21 protein-coding genes are annotated in these 23,387 nt (G+C 32.1%); 13 read left to right on the top strand and 8 right to left on the bottom strand.

Annotated features, from left to right (window positions below):
• Positions 1-129: 129 nt before the first annotated feature.
• The 3 genes from P0R33_RS00805 to P0R33_RS00795 all read right to left on the bottom strand — a co-directional run bounded on the left by P0R33_RS00805 (position 130) and on the right by P0R33_RS00795 (position 5,756).
• On the bottom strand, positions 130-1,440 hold the full coding sequence (locus tag P0R33_RS00805) for a TolC family protein (protein WP_276173684.1): 1,311 nt from the start codon (positions 1,438-1,440) through the stop codon (positions 130-132).
• Between the two features lie 63 nt (positions 1,441-1,503).
• On the bottom strand, positions 1,504-4,602 hold the full coding sequence (locus P0R33_RS00800) for an efflux RND transporter permease subunit (RefSeq protein WP_276173683.1): 3,099 nt from the start codon (positions 4,600-4,602) through the stop codon (positions 1,504-1,506).
• A gap of 92 nt (positions 4,603-4,694) precedes the next feature.
• Positions 4,695-5,756 carry an efflux RND transporter periplasmic adaptor subunit gene (locus tag P0R33_RS00795; protein WP_276173682.1) on the bottom strand — a complete coding sequence of 354 codons (1,062 nt, stop codon included), beginning with the start codon at positions 5,754-5,756 and terminating at the stop codon, positions 4,695-4,697.
• Between the two features lie 487 nt (positions 5,757-6,243).
• Here P0R33_RS00795 and P0R33_RS00790 point away from each other — a divergent pair, with 487 nt between their 5' ends.
• The 4 genes from P0R33_RS00790 to P0R33_RS00775 are packed head-to-tail and all read left to right on the top strand — an operon-like array spanning position 6,244 to position 8,762.
• A complete protein-coding gene (locus tag P0R33_RS00790; protein ID WP_276173681.1) occupies positions 6,244-6,843 on the top strand; it encodes a thioredoxin fold domain-containing protein in 600 nt (199 codons plus the stop codon).
• Between the two features lie 29 nt (positions 6,844-6,872).
• On the top strand, positions 6,873-7,733 hold the full coding sequence (locus tag P0R33_RS00785; protein ID WP_276173680.1) for a hypothetical protein: 861 nt from the start codon (positions 6,873-6,875) through the stop codon (positions 7,731-7,733).
• 40 nt (positions 7,734-7,773) lie between these two features.
• Positions 7,774-8,118: a hypothetical protein gene (locus P0R33_RS00780; RefSeq protein WP_276173679.1), complete on the top strand. Its 345-nt coding sequence runs from the start codon at positions 7,774-7,776 to the stop codon at positions 8,116-8,118.
• A 41-nt stretch (positions 8,119-8,159) separates the two neighbouring features.
• The gene (locus tag P0R33_RS00775) at positions 8,160-8,762 is read left to right on the top strand and encodes a PAS domain-containing protein (RefSeq protein ID WP_276173678.1); all 603 of its coding nucleotides are present in this window, start codon (positions 8,160-8,162) and stop codon (positions 8,760-8,762) included.
• A 213-nt stretch (positions 8,763-8,975) separates the two neighbouring features.
• Here P0R33_RS00775 and recG read toward each other — a convergent pair whose 3' ends face one another.
• A complete protein-coding gene (gene recG, locus P0R33_RS00770) occupies positions 8,976-11,084 on the bottom strand; it encodes an ATP-dependent DNA helicase RecG (protein WP_276173677.1) in 2,109 nt (702 codons plus the stop codon).
• 410 nt (positions 11,085-11,494) lie between these two features.
• On the opposite strand from recG, the gene P0R33_RS00765 reads away from it, so the two are divergent.
• The 3 genes from P0R33_RS00765 (at position 11,495) to P0R33_RS00755 (ending at position 12,964) form a co-directional block, all read left to right on the top strand.
• Entirely contained in the window at positions 11,495-11,929 is a 435-nt protein-coding gene (locus P0R33_RS00765) for a hypothetical protein (RefSeq protein WP_276173676.1), read from the top strand.
• A 12-nt stretch (positions 11,930-11,941) separates the two neighbouring features.
• On the top strand, positions 11,942-12,346 hold the full coding sequence (locus tag P0R33_RS00760; RefSeq protein WP_276173675.1) for a hypothetical protein: 405 nt from the start codon (positions 11,942-11,944) through the stop codon (positions 12,344-12,346).
• Between the two features lie 78 nt (positions 12,347-12,424).
• Positions 12,425-12,964 carry a DUF1697 domain-containing protein gene (locus P0R33_RS00755; protein WP_276173674.1) on the top strand — a complete coding sequence of 180 codons (540 nt, stop codon included), beginning with the start codon at positions 12,425-12,427 and terminating at the stop codon, positions 12,962-12,964.
• Positions 12,965-12,967: 3 nt separating this feature from the next.
• Here the strand turns inward: P0R33_RS00755 and P0R33_RS00750 are convergent, their stop codons facing one another.
• Complete coding sequence (locus P0R33_RS00750; protein WP_276173672.1) at positions 12,968-13,708, bottom strand: diphthine--ammonia ligase; 741 nt, start codon at positions 13,706-13,708, stop codon at positions 12,968-12,970.
• A gap of 95 nt (positions 13,709-13,803) precedes the next feature.
• On the opposite strand from P0R33_RS00750, the gene P0R33_RS00745 reads away from it, so the two are divergent.
• Together P0R33_RS00745 and P0R33_RS00740 are read left to right on the top strand one after the other, a co-directional pair.
• Positions 13,804-15,864 carry a M1 family metallopeptidase gene (locus P0R33_RS00745; RefSeq protein WP_276173671.1) on the top strand — a complete coding sequence of 687 codons (2,061 nt, stop codon included), beginning with the start codon at positions 13,804-13,806 and terminating at the stop codon, positions 15,862-15,864.
• Between the two features lie 108 nt (positions 15,865-15,972).
• Positions 15,973-16,881, top strand: coding sequence for a patatin-like phospholipase family protein (locus tag P0R33_RS00740; protein ID WP_276173669.1), 909 nt, complete (start codon positions 15,973-15,975; stop codon positions 16,879-16,881).
• Positions 16,882-16,883: 2 nt separating this feature from the next.
• Here the strand turns inward: P0R33_RS00740 and P0R33_RS00735 are convergent, their stop codons facing one another.
• Both P0R33_RS00735 and P0R33_RS00730 read right to left on the bottom strand, forming a co-directional pair.
• Positions 16,884-17,411 carry a hypothetical protein gene (locus tag P0R33_RS00735; protein ID WP_276173667.1) on the bottom strand — a complete coding sequence of 176 codons (528 nt, stop codon included), beginning with the start codon at positions 17,409-17,411 and terminating at the stop codon, positions 16,884-16,886.
• Positions 17,412-17,418: 7 nt separating this feature from the next.
• A complete protein-coding gene (locus tag P0R33_RS00730) occupies positions 17,419-17,943 on the bottom strand; it encodes a hypothetical protein (protein ID WP_276173666.1) in 525 nt (174 codons plus the stop codon).
• A 123-nt stretch (positions 17,944-18,066) separates the two neighbouring features.
• Between P0R33_RS00730 and P0R33_RS00725 the strand changes: the two genes are divergently transcribed.
• Together P0R33_RS00725 and P0R33_RS00720 are read left to right on the top strand one after the other, a co-directional pair.
• Positions 18,067-18,834 (top strand): TSUP family transporter, encoded by a 768-nt coding sequence (locus tag P0R33_RS00725; protein WP_276173665.1) that lies wholly within the window; start codon positions 18,067-18,069, stop codon positions 18,832-18,834.
• A gap of 124 nt (positions 18,835-18,958) precedes the next feature.
• Positions 18,959-19,258 carry a hypothetical protein gene (locus P0R33_RS00720; protein ID WP_276173664.1) on the top strand — a complete coding sequence of 100 codons (300 nt, stop codon included), beginning with the start codon at positions 18,959-18,961 and terminating at the stop codon, positions 19,256-19,258.
• Here P0R33_RS00720 and P0R33_RS00715 read toward each other — a convergent pair.
• On the bottom strand, positions 19,235-19,522 hold the full coding sequence (locus tag P0R33_RS00715; RefSeq protein ID WP_276173663.1) for a hypothetical protein: 288 nt from the start codon (positions 19,520-19,522) through the stop codon (positions 19,235-19,237). The genes P0R33_RS00720 and P0R33_RS00715 overlap by 24 nt on opposite strands.
• A 259-nt stretch (positions 19,523-19,781) precedes the next feature.
• Between P0R33_RS00715 and P0R33_RS00710 the strand changes: the two genes are divergently transcribed.
• The gene (locus P0R33_RS00710; protein ID WP_276173662.1) at positions 19,782-22,121 is read left to right on the top strand and encodes a UvrD-helicase domain-containing protein; all 2,340 of its coding nucleotides are present in this window, start codon (positions 19,782-19,784) and stop codon (positions 22,119-22,121) included.
• 546 nt (positions 22,122-22,667) lie between these two features.
• Positions 22,668-23,288 (top strand): L-threonylcarbamoyladenylate synthase, encoded by a 621-nt coding sequence (locus P0R33_RS00705; RefSeq protein ID WP_184165910.1) that lies wholly within the window; start codon positions 22,668-22,670, stop codon positions 23,286-23,288.
• Positions 23,289-23,387: the final 99 nt, after the last annotated feature.

Genomic DNA, 23,387 nt, shown 5'->3' with positions numbered 1-23,387 from the left:
TTTGAAACAAATTTAAATTAAAAATCGACCTAATTTGGCTTAGAGTAAAAAAAAATCTGCTAAATCTGCGAGAGTAAATTTAGCTCGCAGATTTAGCAGATAATATGATAAATTAAAAACTAACGGAAATCAAAAAGTAATATTTCCAGCTAATTCCTTTAAGGCAATTTCAGATAATTTTGCTTCGTATTGCGCATTGCTATAACGTACTTTTGCATTGACATAATTCAACTGAGCGGTTCTAAAATCTAGAGTGGTAATGGTTCCGATTTTGAATTTATCAAGCGTAATATCTAAATTTTGTTTCGCTATTGCTTCATTATCTTCTTCCAAATCAATTAATTCTAAATTGGTTAAATACGTTTGAAAAGCCGTACTCAATTGTGTATTTAAAATCATGTTTTGCTGTTCTATGGCAATTTGCGTATTTTCTATCTGCATTTTAGCCACTTTTTCATTTCGATGCTGATTGAAACCATCAAATATGTTCATTGAAGCATTGAATCCATAATTTAAACCTCGTGATGAATTTTCACTTGTAAAACCTAAACTTGATTGGCTTTCGGCAAAGTTATAACCGGTAGTTAATCTAAGAGTAGGGTATCGGTCAGCTTTTACTTGTTTTAATTGTAATTCAGCTATACGTTTATTGATGATTTGCGATTCTAACGCTGGATTTTGTTTTTGCGCCAGATCCATTAAATCTGCTAAAACTAATTTATTATCAACAGTAACTTCGTTTGTTACTTTGAAATCAATTTTTGGATCTCGAGCTAAATATTGATTTAATAAGATTTTTGCGTTGGCATAAGATTCTTTTTGTCTCAGCATAGCTACTTGATCAGTATTTAAATCAACTTGTGCGTTTAAAACTTCTAATTTGGACGCTTTTCCAATGCTAAATCTATTCTGAGCCAAAGTTAATCTTTGCTTAGAAATTACAATTGTAGTATCTAAAGCCGCCAATTGATATTGTTGCTGTACCAAATCATAATAAGCGGAGTTTACTTGACCGATTTTAACTAAAATAGTTCTTTTAAGTTCTGCGTCGCCTAATTTTTGAAGTTCCTGCAATTGATCATATTTAGCAAACATTTTCATTCCATCAAAAACGGTCCATCCTAAACTTACACCATAATTTAAGCTATTATTTTTGGCGTTATTTAATGTAGTTGAAGTACCATCTTGACGAACCTGCGTTGAGTTTGTAAGGTTATTATTGTCAACAATAGAAGCAGTTGCTGTTGGCAGCATTCCAGCATTTCCAATAGTTACGTTAGTTTCGTTTATTTTGGAATTATTTTTAGCGATTTTAATCTCAAAATTATTTTCCAAAGCTATAGTCATAGCTTGTTCAATAGTTAGAACTTCCTGTGCATTCGCCTGAATAATGCAAGCAAACAGAATTAGTAAAGTGAAGTATATATTTTTGATATTCATGTTTATTTTCTTTTACCAGAGAATCACGAGTTTTATTTTGTAAAAATCGTGATTTTTAGGTTTCTATTTTATACTTTCTTTTTCGTATTCGTCAATATGGTCAAATTCTGGATAATGTTTTCTAGCTCTAGACCACATAAAATAAATGGCAGGAATTACGAAAAGTGTTAGTGCAAGTGAGAAAATAGTTCCTCCCACAATTACAACTCCCATACCAATTCTACTTGTTGACGCAGCACCTAATGACATAGCAATTGGAAGCGCTCCCAAAGCAATTGCCAAACTCGTCATTAAAATTGGACGTAAACGTGCTTCTGAAGCTTCTAAAATAGCTTCTAATTTCGGTTTTCCTTGTTCTCTTAATTGGTTGGCGAATTCTACAATCAAAATACCGTTTTTAGTTACCAGACCAATTAACATTACGGTACCAATCTGACTAAAAATATTCCACGTTTGGTTGAATAACCATAAAGAAAATAAAGCTCCAGCAACCGCCATTGGAACCGTCAAAATGATAATAAAAGGATCAATAAAGCTTTCAAACTGTGCAGCTAAAATTAAGAAAATCAATAGTAAAGCTAATCCGAAAGCGAAAGAAGTATTAGAACTACTTTCTACGAAATCTCGAGATTCTCCAGCTAAATCGGTTGTAAAAGTTTCATCTAATACCTTAGCTTTAATTCTGTCCATTTCCTGAATACCGTCGCCCATACTTTTTCCTGGCGCTAAACCAGCGGCAACTGTTGCAGACATGTAACGATTGTTGTGATATAATTGTGGCGGATTACTTTGCTCGTATACATTTACAACGTTATCCATCTGAATCAATTCTCCATTTTTGTTTTTCACAAACATTGATGTCAAATCCAAAGGTTTCGATCTGTCTTTTTGATCGAACTGACCAATTACCTGATATTGTTTTCCATTTTTAATGAAATATCCAAAACGCTGTCCACTCAAGGAAAGCTGCAAAGTTTGCGCAATATCTAAAATCGAAATTCCTAAACTTTCTGCTTTTGCACGATCAATGGTTACGTTGATTTCAGGTTTGTTAAACTTCAAGTTAACATCTGTTGTAGAAAAAACGTCGCTTTTTCCAACTTCTGCCATAAACAACGGAATTTTTTCTCTTAGTTTATCAAAATTAGGAGCTTGAATAATGTATTGAATCGGTAAACCTCCACGTCTGTTTACAGCAATTGTTGGCTGTTGTGTAACCGAAGTTTTAGCATTTGGATATTGTTTAGTCCATTTAGTTAATTTGTCGGCAATCTCTTTTTGAGATTTTTCTCTTTCATCAACATTTTTCAAAGTCAAACGAACCAATCCGCTGTTTACAGAATTCGAACTAAATCCTGGAGATGTAATTACTAAAGCTACTTTTTTCTCTGGAATTGAATCATCAATCAGTTTTGAAATTTCCTGCATAAAACGGTCCGTATACTCGTATGAAGATCCTTCAGGAGTTGTCATACGCATGGTTACAGAACTTCTATCATCATAAGGAGCAGTTTCTTTTGGAAGAATAGTAAAAAATAGATAAATCAATCCAAAACAAGCAATAAGAATCGGAAAACTAATCCATTTTCTATCCATAAATTTCGTTAGCGCTTCAGCATAACTACTATTCATTTTTTCAAAAAACGGTTCTGTTTTAATATAGAATTTTGATTTTTTCTGCTCGCCGCCTTTCATTAAATAAGCATTCAACATTGGCGTTAAAGTCAATGATACAAAGGCAGAAATTAATACAGCAGAACCAATTACAACACCGAATTCCCTAAATAATCGTCCGACGAATCCTTCTAAGAAAATTACAGGTAAAAATACCGCAGCCAAAGTAACTGAAATAGAAATTACAGCATAAAATATTTCATTGGAACCTTTAATAGCGGCTTCAATAGGAGACATTCCTTCTTCAACCTTTTTGAAAATATTTTCAGTAACAACAATACCATCATCCACGACCAAACCTGTGGCCAATACAATTGCAAGTAGTGTTAAGACATTAATAGAAAAACCAAACATCCACATAATGAAGAATGTAGCAATCAAAGAAACGGGAATATCAATTAAAGGTCTGAACGCAATTGCCCAGTCTCTAAAGAACAAATAAATAATAATAATTACCAGAATAATCGAAATTCCTAAAGTTTCAGCAACCTCAAGTACTGATTTCTTTACGAAAATGGTATTGTCAAGAGCGATATTCAGTTTAATGTCTTTCGGAAGATCTTTTTGTAAAGCTTGGTATTTTTTGTAAAATTCTTTAGAAATATCTAAATAATTTGCTCCAGGCATTGGCACAATCGCCAAACCAATTAAAGGAAGTCCAGATTGGCTTAATTTTGTTTCTAGATTTTCTGGACCTAATTCGGCACCTCCAATATCACTCAAACGAATAATTTTATCTCCGTCTGTGCGAATGATAATGTTGTTAAATTCCTCTGCTTTAGAAAGATTGCCAACTGTTTTAACGGTTAATTCAGTGCTGTTTCCAGTTAATTTTCCTGAGGGCAATTCAACGTTTTGAGCATTTAAGGCCGTACGAACTTCTGCAACAGTACAACCATAAGCGGCCAATTTAGCAGGATCAATCCACAAACGCATGGCGTAGCGTTTTTGCCCCCAAATTTGAACGGCACTTACTCCAGGAATTGTTTCTAATCTTTGCGAAATAACATTTTCAGCATAATCACTTAATTCTAAAGAACTTCTTGTGTCACTTTGAACGGTCATCGAAATAATCGCCTCACTATCAGCATCTGCTTTTGAAACAACAGGCGGGGCATCTATATCTTGCGGTAAACTTCTGATGGCTTGCGAAACTTTGTCACGAACATCATTTGCAGCTTCCTCCAAATCTTTATCAAGATTGAATTCGATTGTAATATTGCTGCTTCCTTGGTTACTAGAAGAAGTAATATTTCGAATTCCGTCAATTGCATTTACTGCTTTTTCAAGAGGTTCTGTAATTTGTGATTCAATAATATCAGAGTTCGCACCAGTATAATTGGTACGAATGGAAACCTGTGCAGGATCAATCGAAGGAAATTCTCGAACACCCAAAAAAGTATAACCAATAAGACCGAAAAGTATAATTAACAGATTCAGTACAATGGTTAAAACAGGTCTTTTTATACTTGTAGTTGATAAACTCATATATGATTTATGATTTTAGAGTTCAGATTTTAGATTTGTTAATGAGAATTTTAAAACTCTTAACTCATAACCCAAAACTGATAACTTAAATGTTATTTAGTAACTTTTACTTTAATTGGCGCTTCGTTTTTTAAAGACATAACGCCACTTGTAATTAAAGTGTCTCCAGCTTTCAATCCTGCTAAAATCAAAATAGAAGAATCGGTTCTTGTTGTTGCGTCAACCATTACTTCTTTTGCTTTTCCGTGATCTGCTACAAAAACTTTTTTACCGTCTTGGACAGGAATGATAGCCTGAGAAGGTACAACAATTGCATCTTTAATAATATTTAATGGCAATTTAATATCTGCGAAAGTTCCAGGGAAAAGTTTTCCATCTGTGTTGTCAGCAATTGCACGAATTTGCAACGTACGAGTAGCAACAGCAACTTCTGGTTCTATAGCGTAGATTTTTGCAGAGTACGTTTTATCAGATCCAGAAACGGTAAAATCAATTGTAGAACCTGATTTAACTTGTGATGCATATTTTTCAGGAATCGAAAATGTGATTTTTAGTTTACCCGTATTTACCAATTTTGCTACTAAAACAGTCGGCGTAATATAAGTTCCAGGTGAAATAGAGCGCAAACCGATTTTTCCGGAAAAAGGAGCTCTTACAGATGTTTTAAAAATTTGAGCTCTAATTAATTGACTTTGAGCTTGAGCCGACGCGTGATCTGCTCTTGCAATATCGGCTTCTTCTTGGCTAATTGCCTCTTTTTGAAGAAGTAATTTTGCTCTTCTTTCGTTTTCTGCTGCTAAACCTTCTTTGGTTACAGCCTGTCTCAATTGAGCTTTTAGTTCAATATCATTTACTTTAAAAAGCACTTGTCCTTTGTTTACAAAAGTACCTTCGTTAAAAAATATTCCTTCAACAATTCCAGAAACCTCACTATGAATTTCTATTTGTTCGTTTGCTTCAATAGATCCCGTAAGTGATAAATTATTGTCAAAAGTGGCAGTTTTTATTACGATTCCATTAACAGTTGTTGGAGAATCTTTATCATTAAATTTTTTAGAGTCATCGTTTTTACTCTTGTTTGATATAATTCTGTAACTGATAAAACCACCAATTGCAATAATTAAAAAGGTGTAAATGAGGTGTTTGAGTTTCATAAAATTGAGGTGAATATAGATTTTAGGTTTGTGTTTTTAGTAAGCTTGCAAATTTAACTTTTTGTTGTGAAATCAAAGGCTCTTGGCTTTTATTTAACATTTGTATGTACAAAGGTTTGCATTTAGACTAATAGTAGAATAAAAGGTTTAATTAATGGTTAATTTTTTTTCTTTGAATAAAAGTTTGTAAGATAATTTATTCAGCTTTGAATTAGACTTTATATTCCTGCTTAAGTCAGAGATTTTCTATCTAAAAATAAATTTAATGTATTTTGTCTGATTTTTTTTGCACTTTATCGATTTTATTTGTAACATTGATACGTTAAACAAAAACATCGATTTTAACAGAAATGCTCGTGTTTAGCACCCTTATTTATGTTAAAATGTAAGAATGGAAATTGGTTTTTAGATTTTTTAATGAATTTACAGGTTTTTATTGTTAACAAGTGTTTACTTTTTTGGTGTTTTGATAATTAAAAAATAATTTATGAAGAAAACATTACTCTTAAGTTTATGGTTTACATTATTAGTTCTTGCAATTGGATATTTGTTTTGGCAGAATGAATTCAAATATAGTCTTCCAACACCAATTCCGAAAAATTATCACGCAATAGCAATGGGTTCTAAAATTGAGTTAGGCGCATGTTGTGCATTTGATAACAAACCTGTTTTTATACATTTCTTTAATCCAGATTGTCCTTGTTCCCGTTTTAATGTTCCTCATGTTAGTGATTTGATTAAAAAATATGGGGATCAGATCAATTTTAAAATTGTGGTTTTAAATAAACAAAAGAATTTTACTATCGCTGAAATTCAGGAAAAGTTTGATGCTAAAATCCCTGTTTATTTTGACGAAGCTATTGCTAAAAAATGTGGAGTTTTCTCAACGCCTCAGGCAGTTTTACTCGATCCTTCTCATAATTTATACTATCGCGGAAACTACAATAAAACCAGATATTGTACAGATACCAAAAGCAATTATGCCCAAATGGCAATTGATTCTTTATTGAGAAAAAAATACAGCCCTACTTTTAATGCTTTGGCTCTTAAAGCCTACGGATGTTCGTTACCAAAATGCACTAAATAAATCTATCCAAAACCCAAAAACTTAAATCTATGAAACCAAAAGCTAGTTTGAATGAACAGGATTACCTGCACAGTTTTATGTCTACAATGACACAAAAGTCAGATACAATTATCAATTATGTTCTTGCCGTTTATTTTCTTCTCGGTATAGGATTGTCTTTTAAATACGATACTTTTGAAATTGGTGTCGGAGTAGGAACACTGAATCTTCTTGCGTATTATTCGGCTAAATTTTTCATGAAAAACTCTAAGTTTTATCAATATGTTTTGTCTGTTGTGCTAGCTATTTTTATGGCGCAATATATTTACCAGATGCACGGAATGTTCGAAATGCATTTTACAGTATTTATTGCTAGTACAATTCTAATTATTTACCAAAACTGGAAACTTCAGATTCCTTTAACCTTACTAGTTGTATTGCATCACGCGGGATTAGCCTATTTACAGAATTATATTTATAATGATGCAACAGGGCTTCAAGTGTACTTTTCTCAAGTTAATTTTGATATTGAAACTCTTGCAATTCATACTGTTCTGGCAGCTGTTGTGTTTTTTATGAATGGTTATTGGGCTTATTATTTTAAAGAACATAGCGAAAATCATATTTCTAAAATTTCAGACGAATATGAATTGGAAAATATGAAATTGGCTTCTGCAAAATACAGCTCAATGTCGGCTACAAAAGATTACAACGATTTTATTCATAGAACAACTTTAGATCTTAAACTTCCAGTTAATTCAGTTTTAAAACTTATCGATGTTTCTAAAGGACATACAGATAATGATAAATTGCTTTCTTACCTTGAAATGATGCGAGAAAGTGCCAAAAAAATTGATGATTTGGTTAATGATATTCATGTAAAATCTACAAACAGTAGAAATTCAAATTAAAAACATTTCCCAAACCAACAATTAATTATATAACCGCTGTATGTTTAAGCATGATTTTCCGACAGCAGTGCCAACGCTGCATAATTTAAAGAGAACTATTGATGATTTTTTAAGAGAAAGTATAACGTTAAATTCAATCGACAAAATTGGTGCTGAAACCGAATTTGCTCATGAAGTTGCTGAAATTTTAAAAATTCATAAAAATAATTCTCAAGTACAAAATCTAGATTTTCAATATAAAAAGTTAATTCAGATTACCAGCGATATTCATCGTCTTGATTTGTTAGTTGATAATGAAATACCGGAATGGCTTGAAAATGAGTTAGAAACTGTTTTTCATAAAATCAGAAATATTCTGCTTGTTTTAGAAATTGAATTGAACTAAATCTTGTTATTAATGGTGTATTAACTTAAATACAAAAATTTATGGATACCAGAATAAATCGTCCAACGCCTTCAGACAGAGAAGTAGATTGGAATAAGAATAAAGTACTGCTTAGTAAAACCGACAAAAAAGGAACCATTTTATATGCCAATGAAGACTTTATAGATGTTTCTGGTTATGACGAATTTGAACTTATTGGCCAGCCGCATAATATTATTCGACATCCAGACATGCCAAAAGTTATTTTTAAATTTCTGTGGGACAGTATTAAATCGAGTGAAAATATTCATGTAATTATTAAAAACATGGCTAAAACGGGCCGTTATTACTGGGTTATTACCGATTTTAAAATCGTTGCAGATACTGATGGCGAAATAGTAGGCTTTTTTGGAACAAGAAAATCTGTTCCAAATGAAATTATCGTAAAATTTATAGAACCATTGTATAAAAAATTATTGCAAATCGAGGAAACTAGCGGTATTCAGGCTTCTGAAGAATATCTTGTTGGTTTTCTAGAAGAGCGAAAAAAAACTTACATGGAATACATCGATCATTTGATAGCCACTGGAAAAGACGACAAAAACAAGATAAGCAAAGGCTTATTCAGTGGTCTTTTTGAAAAGAAAAACGATTCCAAAAAATAAATAGAAATACTTCATTGTGTCAGCTGAAATTATTCAACCTTAAATTTGCCCCCCAACAAATCTAAATCACCTGAATAAAAACTTAACAAATGTTTTGAGTCTGATGCAGTGAAGTTTTTTTTTGAAGTTGCAAAGCGACAAAGGTTCAAAGGTTCAGAGGCTTACTAGTTTGACTTGTAACTTTGTCCCTTTGAACCTTTGTTCCTTTGAACCTTACGAAATATAATTCCAAATATTTTTCTTCTTAGTCAATTCGATGAAAATAGCTCTTAGAATGGCATTTTCTGGTTTTTGCAATGCAGAATCTTCTTTTAAGATTTTCATAGCGTAGTTACGAGCTAAAGATAAAATTTCTCTATCTTTTACAATATCTGCAATCTGAAGATTTAGAACACCGCTTTGCTGGGTTCCCATTAAATCACCTGGTCCACGAAGTTTAAGATCTACTTCGGCAATTTCGAAACCGTCATTGGTCTGAACCATAGTTTCCATTCTGGTTTTGCTGTCAGAACTTAATTTATGGCCTGTCATTAAAATACAATAACTCTGTTCGGCGCCACGTCCGACACGTCCGCGTAATTGGTGCAATTGCGAAAGTCCAAATCTTTCTGCACTTTCAATAATCATTACACTGGCATTTGGTACATTTACTCCAACTTCAATAACCGTTGTGGCAACCATGATATTGGTTTTCCCTTCAGAAAAACGTTTCATTTCAGAATCTTTGTCGGCAGGTTTCATTTTTCCATGCAAAATGGAAATCGAATATTGAGGAAGCGGAAAATCACGAGAAATACTTTCATAACCGTCCATTAAATCCTTATAATCCATTTTTTCAGATTCCTGAATCAACGGATAAACAATGTAAATCTGTCTGCCTTTTGCAATTTCATCACGAAGAAATTTCCAGACTTTCAAACGATTCGAATCAAATCGATGAACGGTTTGAATTGGCTTTCTTCCAGGCGGTAATTCATCGATTACAGAAATATCCAGATCGCCGTATAAACTCATTGCCAATGTTCGCGGAATCGGCGTTGCTGTCATTACTAAAACGTGTGGTGGAATATCATTTTTCTTCCATAATTTGGAACGTTGTTCAACTCCAAAACGATGTTGCTCATCAATTACGGCAAGTCCCAAATTCTGAAATTTTACTTTATCTTCCAATAAAGCATGAGTTCCGATTAAAATTTTAAGTTCGCCACTTTCTAATTCTTCATGAATAATCTTTCTTTCTGAAGTTTTAGTAGAGCCAGTCAGGATTCTAATATTGATATTTAGTGTTCGAGCAAATTCCGACAAACCAAGAAAATGCTGATTGGCCAAAATTTCAGTTGGTGCCATCAGGCAGGCTTGAAAACCATTATCAATTGCTAATAGCATGCTCATAAAGGCGACAATTGTTTTTCCAGAACCAACATCTCCTTGCAAAAGACGATTCATTTGGGCATTGCTTCCCATATCGGTTCGAATTTCTTTGATTACTCTTTTTTGAGCATTTGTTAAATCAAATGGCAAATGATTTTGATAGAACTCATTAAAAAGTTCTCCAACTTTAGCAAACGGATGTCCCTTTATTTTATGTTTTCTAATTAGATTTTTAGTAATTAACTGAAGCTGAATGAAAAATAATTCTTCAAACTTTAATCGGAATTGTGCTTTAGCTAAAATTTCTGCACTCTTCGGAAAATGAATATTAAATAATGCCGCTCTTCTCGGAATCAATTTTAGTTCTTCGATTAAAAAAGGAGGAAAGGTTTCTGTAAACAAAGCTTGTGTTTCTAGAAAAAGCTGTTCCATTATTTTATTAATAGTCCGGTTTGAAATGCCTTTATTCGCCAAAGCTTCCGTTGAAGGATATACGGGTTGCATTGCCGAACGAAGGCTTTTTTCATGTTCGCTTAATAATTCAATTTCAGGATGCGCCATACTAAATTGGCTTCCGTAAAGAGAACATTTTCCGAAGATTACAATCGTTTCATTTAGTTTTAAACTTTCTCGAATCCATTTATGGCCTTGAAACCAATTTAAATCAATTTGCCCCGTATCGTCTACAAAAGTAGCAACAAGACGCTTTTTGTTTTTAGCAAATTCAACCGTCTTGATGTGAATTATTTTTCCAATAATCTGAACTTCAGAACCTGTATTCTGCAATTCATTAATCTTATAATAACGTGTTCTGTCAATGTATCTATTTGGAAAAAAATTGACTAAATCTCCGTATTTATGAATGCCCAATTCCTTACGAAGCAATTGCCCGCGACTCGGACCAACGCCTTTTAAGTATTCAATTGGAGTTTCAAGGAGATTATTAGACATGGAAAAATTTTAGTTTTTTTGACTTTAGATTTTAGATTAAAGGGAATTGGGATTTAGATTTTTTTATTGGAATTTAATTGGAAAGCGAAGATAGATTTTAATTAGGAAATTTGAAAATGAATTCTATTTTCAGAACTTGAATCTTTCATTGTTAAAATTTTCATTTCAGACGCAACCTTTTGTAAACAGTGCAATCTTAACAATACATTATTTAAACAATGCTTACTAATTCAAATTGTTTAAGGCTCCGTTAATTTTTTTTGGCGGAGTTTTTTTTTGATTCAATTTGAAATGCAAACGAGATTTTCAACTACTTGAATATTATCTTATTGTTAAGTTGCAATGTAGTGACGCAACTATTTTAAGGAAGTAAAATCTTAATAATAAACGAATCCTTAAAACTTGTAAAAATGAAAAAAATTGGACTATTAATTGTATTACTGATTTCACTTATCTCTTGCTCTAATGATGATAATGACAATACGCCAACTGCAGATTACCATGGTAAATGGAACTTAACAAGCATGAGTAGAAATAAAAATCCCTCAGCAAATTCGATAGATATTATGGAATGGCAGGAAAGCTATATTTTTAGTTCTAGCGGTAAGTTTTCTAAAACAAGAATTAAAGACAATAAAAAAACTACTGTTTTTGGCACTTATACTGTTGTTGAAACTTCAGAACAAACTCAATTGACTTTAATTTATGGTGCGCAAAACGATATAATAGGAACTTGCACTGGAAATTTAACAGAAAATCTATATATCATTAAAACCGTTGGAAAACTATTCAGCACTTGGGGGATTTGCGATGGACCTTTGCTTAGCTATGATAAATCAAACTAAAAACTAGTAAAAATGAAAAAAAATGGACTATTAATTGTATTACTGATTTCACTTATCTCTTGTTCTAAAGACGATGCCTCTCCTAATTCAATTTATTACGGAAAATGGATGGAGGTTCCAGATCCTGCTGCTAATTCTATTGCTGGTTTCGAGGTTTATTATGTATTTAAAAAAGATAAAAAGTTTGTTAAAACAATACCTTCTACTAATGGTAATAAATCTCTATCGGGGCAATATGAGATTATAAAAAATGAAACTGGAACCAGTTTTGTTTTAACTTATCCGAGCGCTAACGAATCGATATCAAATTGCACGAGTGGTGCATTAATTGAAAATTATAAATTACAAGAAACTGATTATTTGGTGGATCAGGCATCAGTATGCGGGAGATATAAGGCATTTAAGAAAGCAAAATAAAAACCGTAAGTTTGCGTAGAATTAAAAGTATTCAGTTTAAGAATTGAATACTTTTTCTTTTTTAATAAATTTAAGATCATGACAACACACTTAGCACTTTTACGCGGAATAAACGTTTCGGGACACAATATGATGAAAATGGAAGCTTTGAAAGCAATGTTAGAAAATATTGGTTTTCAAAATGTTAGAACGTATATGCAATCTGGAAATGTTTTTATTGATAGTGAAGAAGAAGCTTCGAAAGTGGGTTTTATGATTAAACAGGAGATTTTTAAAGTTTTCGGACATGAAGTTCCTGTTGTTATGGTTACCAAAGAAAACCTGGAATCTTGTTTTGCAAATAATCCTTTTTTGAAAGAGAAAGATATTGATAACAAAAAGCTTTACGTTGCTTTTGTTTCTACAAGTTTAAAAAAAGAAATCATAAATGATTTAAAAATCAGTCAGTTTAAACCAGATGAAGCAAGTATTGACGAAAACAGAATTTTTGTTAAATATGCTGTTGGAGCCGGAAAAACTCGATTTGATCAAAAATATATTGAGAAAAAACTAAACGTAACTGCTACAATGCGTAATTGGAATACAGTTACTAATTTGCTTAAAATGTATTCAGAATAAATACTATTTAGAAACTAAATCGCAATACCAAAATCCAAAATCAAAAGCAGTTTCTTCATTTGTGTCGCATGCAGTATTCGAAGAATCTGTTTTTGGTTTTTCATATTTACGATACACAATTTCACCAATTTCAAACTCAATTGGTTTTGAAAAAATAGGTCCGTCGAACGCAAAAGTGTGAAATTCACCATTTTCGCCGCAAACATCAACATTTTCAGGCAAATCATTTATGAAATCCTGATCGATTATTCTGCCAACAAAACTTTTGTCCAAATATTTTTCGTTTACGCAAACCACAATAGTTTTAAATCCTAGCGAAATAAATTCTTGAATTAATTCTTTTGTTGGAATTTTCCAAATTGGAAAAACGTCTTTAAAATCGATTTTTGCTAATTGATTTTCTCTATATTGACGTAAATCTTCCAAAAAAATATCACCAAAAACAGAATGTGTTATGCCATTATTTTTTAATTCGGATAATGTTTCGGTCATTACATTTTCATAAATTTCCATTGTTGGCATTTCTGGAATTTCCATTATTTTTAACGGAATTCCAATACTTTCTGCTTGTGCCTTTAATAAGTCAACACGAACGCCGTGCATAGAAATTCGCTGATAATGTTGGTTTACACTTGTTAGTAAACATTCAATTTTATAAGCAGGATTTTGAAGAATTTTATACAAAGCAAGAGCAGAATCTTTTCCGCTGCTCCAATTAAATAAGGCTTTTTGAGGTACAGACACAATTTGGAATTTTAATACGGTAAACTTACAAATTTCATTCTATTTGTTGATGAAAGGTTTGTAACTTTGGAATTTCGCCTTCAAAATTCTTTTCAATGAAATACATTTTTCTATTATTTACCAGTTTTCTTTTTGCACAGCAAACTCAATGTGTTGATTTTAAATCTGTTTCAGGTCAATTGTCTTTAAATTCAAAAGAAAAAACAATTTCTGGAACGGTTGATTTTGAATTTGAGGTTTTAAAAGACTGCGATACCATTTCGCTTGACGCAAAAAACATGGAATTTTCAAATGTGAAAATCAACGAAAAAGAGATCGTTTTTATAAATACAACAAAGCAATTAAAATTGGTTTTTCCTTTCAAAAAAGGACAAAATAATTTGACTTTCAATTATATTGCAAAACCAAAACAGGCGTTGTATTTTGTTGATATTGAAAATAATGAAGTACAAATCTGGACACAAGGACAGGGCAGATACACCAGTAATTGGTTTCCAAGTTTTGATGACGTGAATGAAAAACTAATTTTCAATCTCGGAGTTTCTTATGACAAAGATTATCAGGTGGTTTCAAACGGACTTTTAAAAGAAAAAACAACAAACGGAAACCTGAATTTTTGGCAATATCAAATGCAAAAACCAATGAGTTCGTATTTATTAATGTTGGCGATTGGAAAATTTGATAAAAAAGAATTTAAGTCGAAAACTAGAATTCCGTTAGAATATTATTACGAGCCTAAAGATTCAGATCGTTTTGAGCCAACGTACCGTTATTCTAAACGAATTTTTGATTTTTTAGAAAAGGAAATTGGCGTAAAATATCCGTGGCAGATTAATAGACAGCTTCCAGTTAGGGATTTTTTATATGCAGGAATGGAAAATACAACATCAACACTTTTTGCAACGCGTTACGTGGTAGACTCCATCGGATTTTGCGATAGAAATTACACCAACGTAGACGCGCACGAATTGGCACATCATTGGTTTGGAGATTTAATTACAGCCGAAAGCAGCACGCATCATTGGCTTCAGGAAGGTTTCGCGACTTATTTTGCTTTGCTTGCCGAAAAAGACATTTACGGAGAAGACTATTTTTATTCAAAATTATACGATACAGCGCAACAGATAAAGTTTGCTTCAAGAACAGATACAATTCCGGTTTTGAATGCAAAAGCAAGTTCACTTACTTTTTATGAAAAAGGAGCGTGGACATTATTCGTTTTGCACGAATCAATTGGCGATAAAGCGTTTAAAAAAGCTATTAAAAATTATTTAAACAAATACGCTTATCAAGCGGTAAACACTCAAAATTTCTTTGATGAAATACGAAAAGTTTCAGATTTTGATTTGGATAAATTCCAAAAAACTTGGTTAGAATCTACCGCTTTTGATACTCCGACAGCCAACGCTTTATTGAGTAAAAATAAAACGATTCAGAAACGATTAGAAATCGACAAATTGAAAAAAACGCCTTTAGCAGATAAAATAGATGTTTTGAAAAATGTTCTAGAATCTGATTTTTATGAGTCTGTTAAAGAAGCGGTTGTTGATCAGTTGGAGAATGAAAAATATGAAGCCAAGAAAGATCTTTTGCTTTTAGCTTTAGAAACGAATAATGTAAAAGTTCGTCAAAACGTGGCAGAAATATTAACTAAAATTCCAGAAGATTTTAGACAGAATTACGAAACTTTATTAAACGATAAATCATATCAAACTCAAGAAATTGCATTGTATTGGTTATGGAGAAACTTTCCCGATCATAGAACAGAATATTTAGACAAATCAAAAAATTGGATTGGATTCAACGACTTTAATCTGCGTACTTTATGGCTTTCTTTGGCCTTGTCAACAAACGGTTACAGTAATGATTCAGAATCTTTAATCAATGAATTAATAGCATTTTCATCCACAAAATATGAAGCTACAACAAGACAAAATGCGTTAGAAAAACTTATTGCTTTTAAAATTATTAACGATCAGGTTTTGAGTAATTTAGTAAAAGCCACAACGCATCATATGTGGCAATTTTCAAAGTTTGGAAGAGATACAATTCGACTTCTGTTAAAAAATCCTGAAATGCGTGCGTCATTTAATAGAATTTTGCCTAATTTGACACCCGATGAACAGTTTCAATTAAATCGTTTGTTGAAAGAATAGAAAATAGAGAAAAGAATATAGAAAATAGAGCGAGTTGAAGTCTTTATTCTATTTTCTATATTCTTTTCTCTAAAATAAAATCCAAAAACAAAACCTACATTACAATTTATGAGAGCATTGGTTATTTCTGGTGGTGGCAGTAAAGGCGCTTTTGCTGGCGGTGTTGCCCAATATTTAATTGAAGAAAAAAAACACGAATATGATTTGTTTTTAGGCACTTCAACAGGAAGTTTATTAATTCCGCATTTGGCTCTCGGTCATATCAAAAAAATTCATTCTGTTTATACCAACGTTACCATGGCAAGTATTTTTAATATTTGTCCGTTTGTGGTAAAAAATAAAGACGGTGTCGACATTGTCACTATCAATCACTTTAATGTTCTGCGTCAGTTTTTTAAAGGAAAACGAACTTTTGGCGAAAGCAAAGGATTGAAAAAATATATTCAGAATAATTTTCTGCTTTCAGATTTTAATAAGCTTAAAAAATTAAAGACCGATGTCATTGTAACCGTTACTAATTTTACAACAAACGAATCAGAATATAAATCGATAAAAGATTGTACTTACGAAGAGTTTTGCGAATGGTCTTGGATATCAAGTAACTATGTTCCGTTTATGAGTTTGGTCGAAAAGAATAATTGCGAATATGGTGATGGCGGATTTTCTAGCTTGGTTCCGATACGCGAAGCAATTAATAGAGGCGCTACTGAAATTGATGTAATTGTGCTTGAAACAGAAGTGAATACAACAAAAACTGTAATTGGTAAAAATCCGTTTTCATTAATGATCGATTTGTTCCGAATTGCTTTAGATCAAGTCGAAAAACATGATATTGCTATAGGAAAACTTATGGCAAACAATAAGAATGTGAAACTTAACTTATATTACACGCCAATAAAATTAACCGATAACGCTTTGATTTTTAACAAAGATGTTATGAAAGAATGGTGGGAACAAGGTTATGAATATGCTCAGAATAAATCGGAAGTTATGAGTGATAACAAGATATTGATTTAAGATTATAGTTTTTCCCATTCGATTAATTGCTTTAAAACTAAAATACAAGTTGCGTAAAAAACAAGTATAAAACCGAATTGGTATCTAATATTTAAAAGTTTTAAATGGTTGAATTCTGTTTCACTAATCTTTCTAATAATTTCACCTCTGTATTTTAGAACAAACTCATTGTTTAGAAAAACTGGATCACCACTTTCCATGCTAAACATAAAAGAAGCACTGATTGCTGTTCCTATAAAACTAACAAAGAATATTGTTAGCAACCACATCGAACAATTCTCAAAAAATGGAATTAACGAAATTGAGTTTGAGTTAAACAAACCATTGCTATTGTTTTCATTGAATTCTTCTAAGCGAGAATTGTTTTTGGCTATAAAAAAGGAAGGAATAAAAACCACAAAAACAGCTGGAAGTAAAATCAATAAAAATGGCATTGTTTTTAGCAAATTAATGTTTAGAAAACTCAAGGCAACTATAATAATACATAGCGACCAGCCAATAATTGAGATTAAGAAAAGCGTCTTTTTCATTTTTTAATTAATACCAAAGGTCAGCAACTTCACTTTTTATAAAACTCAAAGCAGCATTACTTGGCGATTGTTTCTCTAATAAATCGTTTAAAATTACTTCTCGAAGTTTGTCTGCATTATCCACTTTATCGCTCATAGCAGCTTTACGTATCATTTGGATTGTTGCATTTTTTGCAGTTGTAATAATTGTCCAACATTCGTCAGACATATAAATTTGTTGAGTCAAATTATGTTCAAATTCTTGTTCGATTTGATCGATTACGAAGTTTTCATAATCGTGTTTATTTTGTGAAATCGGAGAAACTCGAATCAATAATTTCGTCAAATTAATACGTTCCAAAAATAAAGTCATACGCTCGTAAGCTTGTAAACGAACTGGAAGCGATTCTTTATGAGCTTGTTTGTTTAATAAAAAAGCGCGTTTTCTGTCATTATTTTTAATATGCAATTCGAAAAAACGATATGCTACAACTCCTGTAACTAAAGCTGGTAAAGTATAACTTGCAAGTTCTATAATCTTATTGAAATCCATTTGAATAATTTTTGAACAAAAATATACTTTTTGAGGAGAAATCCACTTTAAATTTATGCTAATAAACAAAAAGGAACACCTACTTTTGCAACTTGTTTTTTGTATGTTCGAAATATCTTTATAATGGATTTGTACATAATATTTTTTCTTTGTTTAGCAGCTTTTGCAGCAGGATTTATTGACGCCATTGTTGGCGGCGGCGGCTTAATTCAGACTCCAATGGGATTAATTCTTTTGCCAAATCTTCCCGTTTCAACAGTCATTGGAACCTTAAAAATTCCAGCTTTTAGCGGAACAGCTTTTGCAGCTTTTCAATATTTGAAAAAAGTTGTTATTCAATGGAAATTATTAATCATAATGATGTGTTTGGCAGTTCCTTCTGCTTTTCTCGGTTCTACAATTTTAACGCTTGTCAGTAACGATTTTATGAAACCACTTTTGTTAGTCGTTTTGTCGTTTTTGTTTATTTATACTTACGCAAAGAAAAACTTCGGACAGCATGTTGCTAAAGATCATTCAGAAGCCACTCAAATAATTTACGCGGTTGTAATTAGTATAATTATCGGTTTTTATGACGGATTTATTGGTCCAGGAACGGGAAGTTTTTTTGTTGTGGCTTTTATTGCACTTTTAGGTTTTGATTTTCTTCACGCTTCCGCGAATGCGAAAATGGTGAATCTGGCTACGAATTTTGGTTCGATTTGCTTGTTTATGATTAAAGGAAAAATAATTTGGACAATCGCAATTCCGATGGCAATTAGCAACGGACTTGGAGGTTGGCTTGGAGCAAAACTAGCAATTAATAAAGGAAATGGTTTTATTAGAATTTTCTTTCTAGTTGTCGTTGTCGGAACTTTGATCCGTTTTGCTTATGATGTGTTTTTTAAGTAAGTTACTAAGGTTCTAAGATATTAAGTTGCTGAGCTTTTCCTTTTGAACTTATAGTTAAAGTTGTTTTTTGTAACTATAAATTGACTATTTTTGTGTCATATTTTGATAATTTAATTTACATGAAATGATAGAAATAGTTGAAAATTATGAGAAATATGTTAATTCATTACCTGAACTAATAGATAAATCATATTACAAAACGGAATTTTTTATTCAAAAACTAGGATTAAAACATGCAACTTATTATAGAAAATTGAAGGCGAATAGTTTTACACATCAAGAAGTAAAGCTAATTACTTCTTTACTGTTTCCCGAAGAAATTTTAATGCAAGAATTACAGAAAAGCCAAGAAGATATAAAGGCTGGAAGAACAGTAGACTTTGAAGATTTTAAACAAAAATTAAGAGCTAAGTATAATATCTAATTCTAGCGGATTTCTTTTATTGTCCCAGAATAAAGCAATGTAAATTGTTTGTTCTTCTATTAGATAAAATAAAAACACTTGATTTGATATTGGAAACTTTCTATAGGAAGTTTTTTTATATTTAGAACCTATGAAATTATTCTGAATAATTACTTCTATTGTGAAGATGGTTTGATTTGAAAACTTAGCAGCTTTTTGATCATTATAGTTGCTAATAATTTGCGAAAATGTTTTTTCGGCATTTTCTGTTAATTTTACTTTCATTTGCTTCTGCATAAATTTGGAAATACAAGATAATTTTAAAGAATTTTCTTTCAATAAATTCCAGAAAAAATGTTTGAATCTAGCCCCGATTGAGGCGATATCCTCGTAGCGGAGCGAAGAGATAAAGCCGAAAGCGGGAAACCATGTCTAATAAAATGCCAATTGTTTGGCTTCAAAAAAAACTTAGTTCCTTAGCGTCTCAGCATCTTAGGAACTTTCTTTTTTAATTCTTATTTTTGCATAAAAGGAGAAAAATTACATGCAGAAATATATTGACCAGCTCAACGAAGCGCAGAGAGCGCCTGTTTTAAAGAAAGACGGGCCAATGATTATTATTGCTGGTGCAGGTTCGGGAAAGACTCGTGTTTTAACAATTAGAATTGCTTATTTAATGCATCAGGGAATTGATGCGTTTAATATTTTGTCGCTGACTTTTACCAATAAAGCGGCAAGAGAAATGAAACACAGGATTTCGGATATTGTGGGAGCATCTGAAGCAAAGAATCTTTGGATGGGAACTTTTCACTCTATTTTTGCACGTATTCTTCGTGCAGAATCTGATCATTTAGGATATCCTTCCAATTTTACTATTTACGATTCTCAGGATTCGGCGAGACTGATTTCTTCCATTATTAAAGAAATGCAGTTAGACCGTGATATTTACAAACCTAAACAGATTTTAGGACGAATTTCGAGTTATAAAAACAGTTTGATTACGGTTAAAGCCTATTTTAATAATCCAGAATTGGTTGAAGCCGATGCAATGGCGAAAAGACCACGATTGGGAGAAATTTATCAGCAATATGTAGAGCGTTGTTTTAAAGCAGGTGCGATGGATTTTGATGATTTGTTGTTGAAAACCAACGAATTGTTAACTCGTTTTCCAGAAGTTTTGGCTAAATATCAAAATCGTTTCCGTTATATTTTGGTTGATGAGTACCAAGATACAAACCATTCTCAGTATTTGATTGTGAGAGCTTTATCTGATAAATTTCAGAATATTTGTGTGGTTGGAGATGATGCACAGAGTATTTATGCTTTCCGTGGTGCGAATATCAACAACATTTTGAACTTCCAAAAGGATTATGAAGGCGTTGTAATGTTCCGTTTAGAGCAGAATTACCGTTCGACTAGAAATATTGTGGAAGCTGCAAATACAGTAATGGAGCACAACAAAACGAAACTGGATAAAGTAGTTTGGACAGCCAATGACTTTGGCCCGAGAATTAAAGTCCACCGAAGTTTGACAGATGCTGAAGAAGGACGTTTTGTAGCGAGTACCATTTTTGAACAGAAAATGCAGAATCAATTGCATAATGGTGCTTTTGCAATTTTATATCGAACGAATGCGCAATCGCGTGCAATGGAGGATGCGCTGAGAAAACGTGATATTCCTTATAGAATTTATGGAGGATTATCTTTTTACCAACGTAAAGAAATTAAAGACGTTTTATGTTATTTGCGTTTGGTTCTGAATCCGAAAGATGAAGAAGCTTTGATTCGTGTTATTAATTATCCAGCACGTGGAATTGGTGATACAACTGTTGAAAAATTGACAATTGCCGCTAACCATTACAAGCGCTCTATTTGGGAAGTAATGGTTAATATTGATAAAATTGATCTTAAGCTAAACGCTGGAACTAAAAACAAATTGAAAGATTTTGTTACGATGATTCAGAGTTTTCAGGTTATCGATCAGAATCAGGACGCTTTTTATATTACAGATCACGTTGCTAAGAAAACGGGTTTAGTTCAGGAATTGAAGAAAGATGCAACTCCGGAAGGAATGGCAAAAATTCAGAATATCGAAGAGCTTTTAAATGGTATTAAAGATTTTACCGAAGGACAAAGAGAAATTGATGGAGCAAGAGGTGCACTTTCTGAATTTATGGAAGATGTAGCTTTGGCAACAGATTTGGATAAAGATACAAATGATGAAGATCGTGTCGCTTTGATGACGATTCACTTAGCAAAAGGGCTTGAATTTCCACATGTTTTTGTGGTGGGAATGGAAGAAGATTTATTTCCAAGTGCCATGAGTATGAGTACGAGAAGCGAATTGGAAGAAGAACGTCGTTTATTTTACGTGGCCTTAACACGTGCAGAACATCAAGCGTATTTGACTTATGCTCAGTCTCGTTACCGTTGGGGAAAATTGACAGATAGTGAACCTTCTCGTTTTATTGAAGAGATTGATGGGCAGTTTTTAGAATACTTAACACCATCTGAAACTAATTACAGATACAAATCGCCAATTGATGGTGATATTTTTGGAGATGTAGATAAATCTAAATTAAGATTGTCAAAACCGGTAGGAGGAACGCCACCAAAACATATTACAGATAATAATCCGAAACCAGATCTTAATATTAGAAAATTAAAACCCGTTGCCGGAACGAATCCTAATGCAGTAAGTGCGCCAAATTTATTTGATAGTAAACTGACTGTTGGAAATATTGTTATGCACGAACGTTTTGGAAAAGGAGAAGTGATTAATCTTGAAGGCGTTGGAGCAGATAAAAAAGCAGAAATTAAATTTGAAGTTGGTGGAATTAAGAAACTTCTGTTGAGATTTGCTAAATTAGATGTTGTTGGTTAAAAGAATAAAGAATATAGAGAAAAGAAAATAGATAGTTAATATGTTGGATAAAGCACTTTCAAAAAGGCTCACTTTTATTGAAATTTACCAGTTTTTTGGAGGACTTGTTGGTTTATTACTAACAACTTATTTATTATTGACAACCAATCCTGGTAAATACAAAAATCCGTTTTTTGTTCCTTTAATTCTTCCTTTTATTTTTTTTGCTTTTTGTATTTATTCAGCATGGTTATTAAATAAGAAAAAATATTTGAGAGGATTAAATTTGGTTCTCGTTTCATTAATTTTACAACTGGTTGCTTTCGAATTTTGCGGAATATTTTAGAATAGCTGTAAATTTCACTCTAGATCTAACTAATGATTTGTTAGCAGGATTCGACTTTCAACCTTCACAATTTTTTGCAACATTAAATGGCAGCAACGAAACTTTGAAGTTTAAAATTAATCTGCTTGCTTTTGCAATGTTGTTTTTTGTGTCAAAAACTAAAAAAGAAATAAAGAGTAGTCTTTATTCTATTGTCTAATGTCTTTATTCTAAAAATAAAAATGGCCGAATTCATAAAAATATACCCAGATAAACCTAGTGAAGCTGCAATTGCAAAAGTTGTAAAAGTGCTTCAGAATGGTGGATTGGTAATTTATCCAACAGATACTGTTTACGGTTTGGGTTGTGATATTACCAATTCGAGAGCTTTAGAAAAAATTGCAAAAATAAAAGGTGTCAAATTGGAGAAAGCAAATTTCTCTTTTATTTGTCATGATTTAAGTAATCTATCAGATTACGTTCGTCAGATCGATACCTCGACTTTTAAAATTTTAAAGAGAGCATTGCCAGGTCCTTATACATTTATTTTGCCAGGTAATAATAATTTACCTAAAGAATTTAAAAAGAAAACTACGGTTGGTATTCGTGTGCCGGATAACAATATAATTTTAGAAATTGTCCGTCAGTTGGGAAATCCTGTTGTTTCTACTTCTATTCGTGATGAAGATGATGTAATTGAATATACAACTGATCCAGAACTAATTTTTGAAAAATGGCAAAACCTTGTAGATTTGGTTATCGATGGCGGTTACGGAGATAATGTCGGTTCAACTATCATTGATTTGTCTGAACATGAACCTGTAATTGTAAGAGAAGGAAAAGGCGATGTGGATATTTTGTAAAAAAAAACTTTAATTGTATTACAGTTTAAAAATTATGCCTAACTTTATTATAGTTAAAATTTAGTTAGTTAATTTAAAATAATGCATTCTTGATTTGTA

This window comes from Flavobacterium sp. YJ01 (genome assembly GCF_029320955.1).
Taxonomy (GTDB): Bacteria; Bacteroidota; Bacteroidia; order Flavobacteriales; family Flavobacteriaceae; genus Flavobacterium.
Note: the sequence above shows the minus strand (reverse complement) of the source record. Positions and strands in the feature narration are given on the sequence as shown.

Excerpts from the sequence above, each read along its gene's own strand:
- P0R33_RS00720 (WP_276173664.1), top strand. The coding sequence starts at position 18,959 with ATGATAGAAATAGTTGAAAATTATGAGAAATATGTTAATTCATTACCT.
- recG (WP_276173677.1), bottom strand. The coding sequence starts at position 11,084 with ATGTCTAATAATCTCCTTGAAACTCCAATTGAATACTTAAAAGGCGTT.
- P0R33_RS00800 (WP_276173683.1), bottom strand. The coding sequence starts at position 4,602 with ATGAGTTTATCAACTACAAGTATAAAAAGACCTGTTTTAACCATTGTA.
- P0R33_RS00755 (WP_276173674.1), top strand. The coding sequence starts at position 12,425 with ATGACAACACACTTAGCACTTTTACGCGGAATAAACGTTTCGGGACAC.
- P0R33_RS00780 (WP_276173679.1), top strand. The coding sequence starts at position 7,774 with ATGTTTAAGCATGATTTTCCGACAGCAGTGCCAACGCTGCATAATTTA.
- P0R33_RS00790 (WP_276173681.1), top strand. The coding sequence starts at position 6,244 with ATGAAGAAAACATTACTCTTAAGTTTATGGTTTACATTATTAGTTCTT.
- P0R33_RS00725 (WP_276173665.1), top strand. The coding sequence starts at position 18,067 with ATGGATTTGTACATAATATTTTTTCTTTGTTTAGCAGCTTTTGCAGCA.
- P0R33_RS00760 (WP_276173675.1), top strand. The coding sequence starts at position 11,942 with ATGAAAAAAAATGGACTATTAATTGTATTACTGATTTCACTTATCTCT.
- P0R33_RS00715 (WP_276173663.1), bottom strand. The coding sequence starts at position 19,522 with ATGAAAGTAAAATTAACAGAAAATGCCGAAAAAACATTTTCGCAAATT.
- P0R33_RS00805 (WP_276173684.1), bottom strand. The coding sequence starts at position 1,440 with ATGAATATCAAAAATATATACTTCACTTTACTAATTCTGTTTGCTTGC.
- P0R33_RS00735 (WP_276173667.1), bottom strand. The coding sequence starts at position 17,411 with ATGAAAAAGACGCTTTTCTTAATCTCAATTATTGGCTGGTCGCTATGT.
- P0R33_RS00775 (WP_276173678.1), top strand. The coding sequence starts at position 8,160 with ATGGATACCAGAATAAATCGTCCAACGCCTTCAGACAGAGAAGTAGAT.
- P0R33_RS00710 (WP_276173662.1), top strand. The coding sequence starts at position 19,782 with ATGCAGAAATATATTGACCAGCTCAACGAAGCGCAGAGAGCGCCTGTT.
- P0R33_RS00705 (WP_184165910.1), top strand. The coding sequence starts at position 22,668 with ATGGCCGAATTCATAAAAATATACCCAGATAAACCTAGTGAAGCTGCA.
- P0R33_RS00765 (WP_276173676.1), top strand. The coding sequence starts at position 11,495 with ATGAAAAAAATTGGACTATTAATTGTATTACTGATTTCACTTATCTCT.
- P0R33_RS00785 (WP_276173680.1), top strand. The coding sequence starts at position 6,873 with ATGAAACCAAAAGCTAGTTTGAATGAACAGGATTACCTGCACAGTTTT.
- P0R33_RS00795 (WP_276173682.1), bottom strand. The coding sequence starts at position 5,756 with ATGAAACTCAAACACCTCATTTACACCTTTTTAATTATTGCAATTGGT.
- P0R33_RS00745 (WP_276173671.1), top strand. The coding sequence starts at position 13,804 with ATGAAATACATTTTTCTATTATTTACCAGTTTTCTTTTTGCACAGCAA.
- P0R33_RS00740 (WP_276173669.1), top strand. The coding sequence starts at position 15,973 with ATGAGAGCATTGGTTATTTCTGGTGGTGGCAGTAAAGGCGCTTTTGCT.
- P0R33_RS00730 (WP_276173666.1), bottom strand. The coding sequence starts at position 17,943 with ATGGATTTCAATAAGATTATAGAACTTGCAAGTTATACTTTACCAGCT.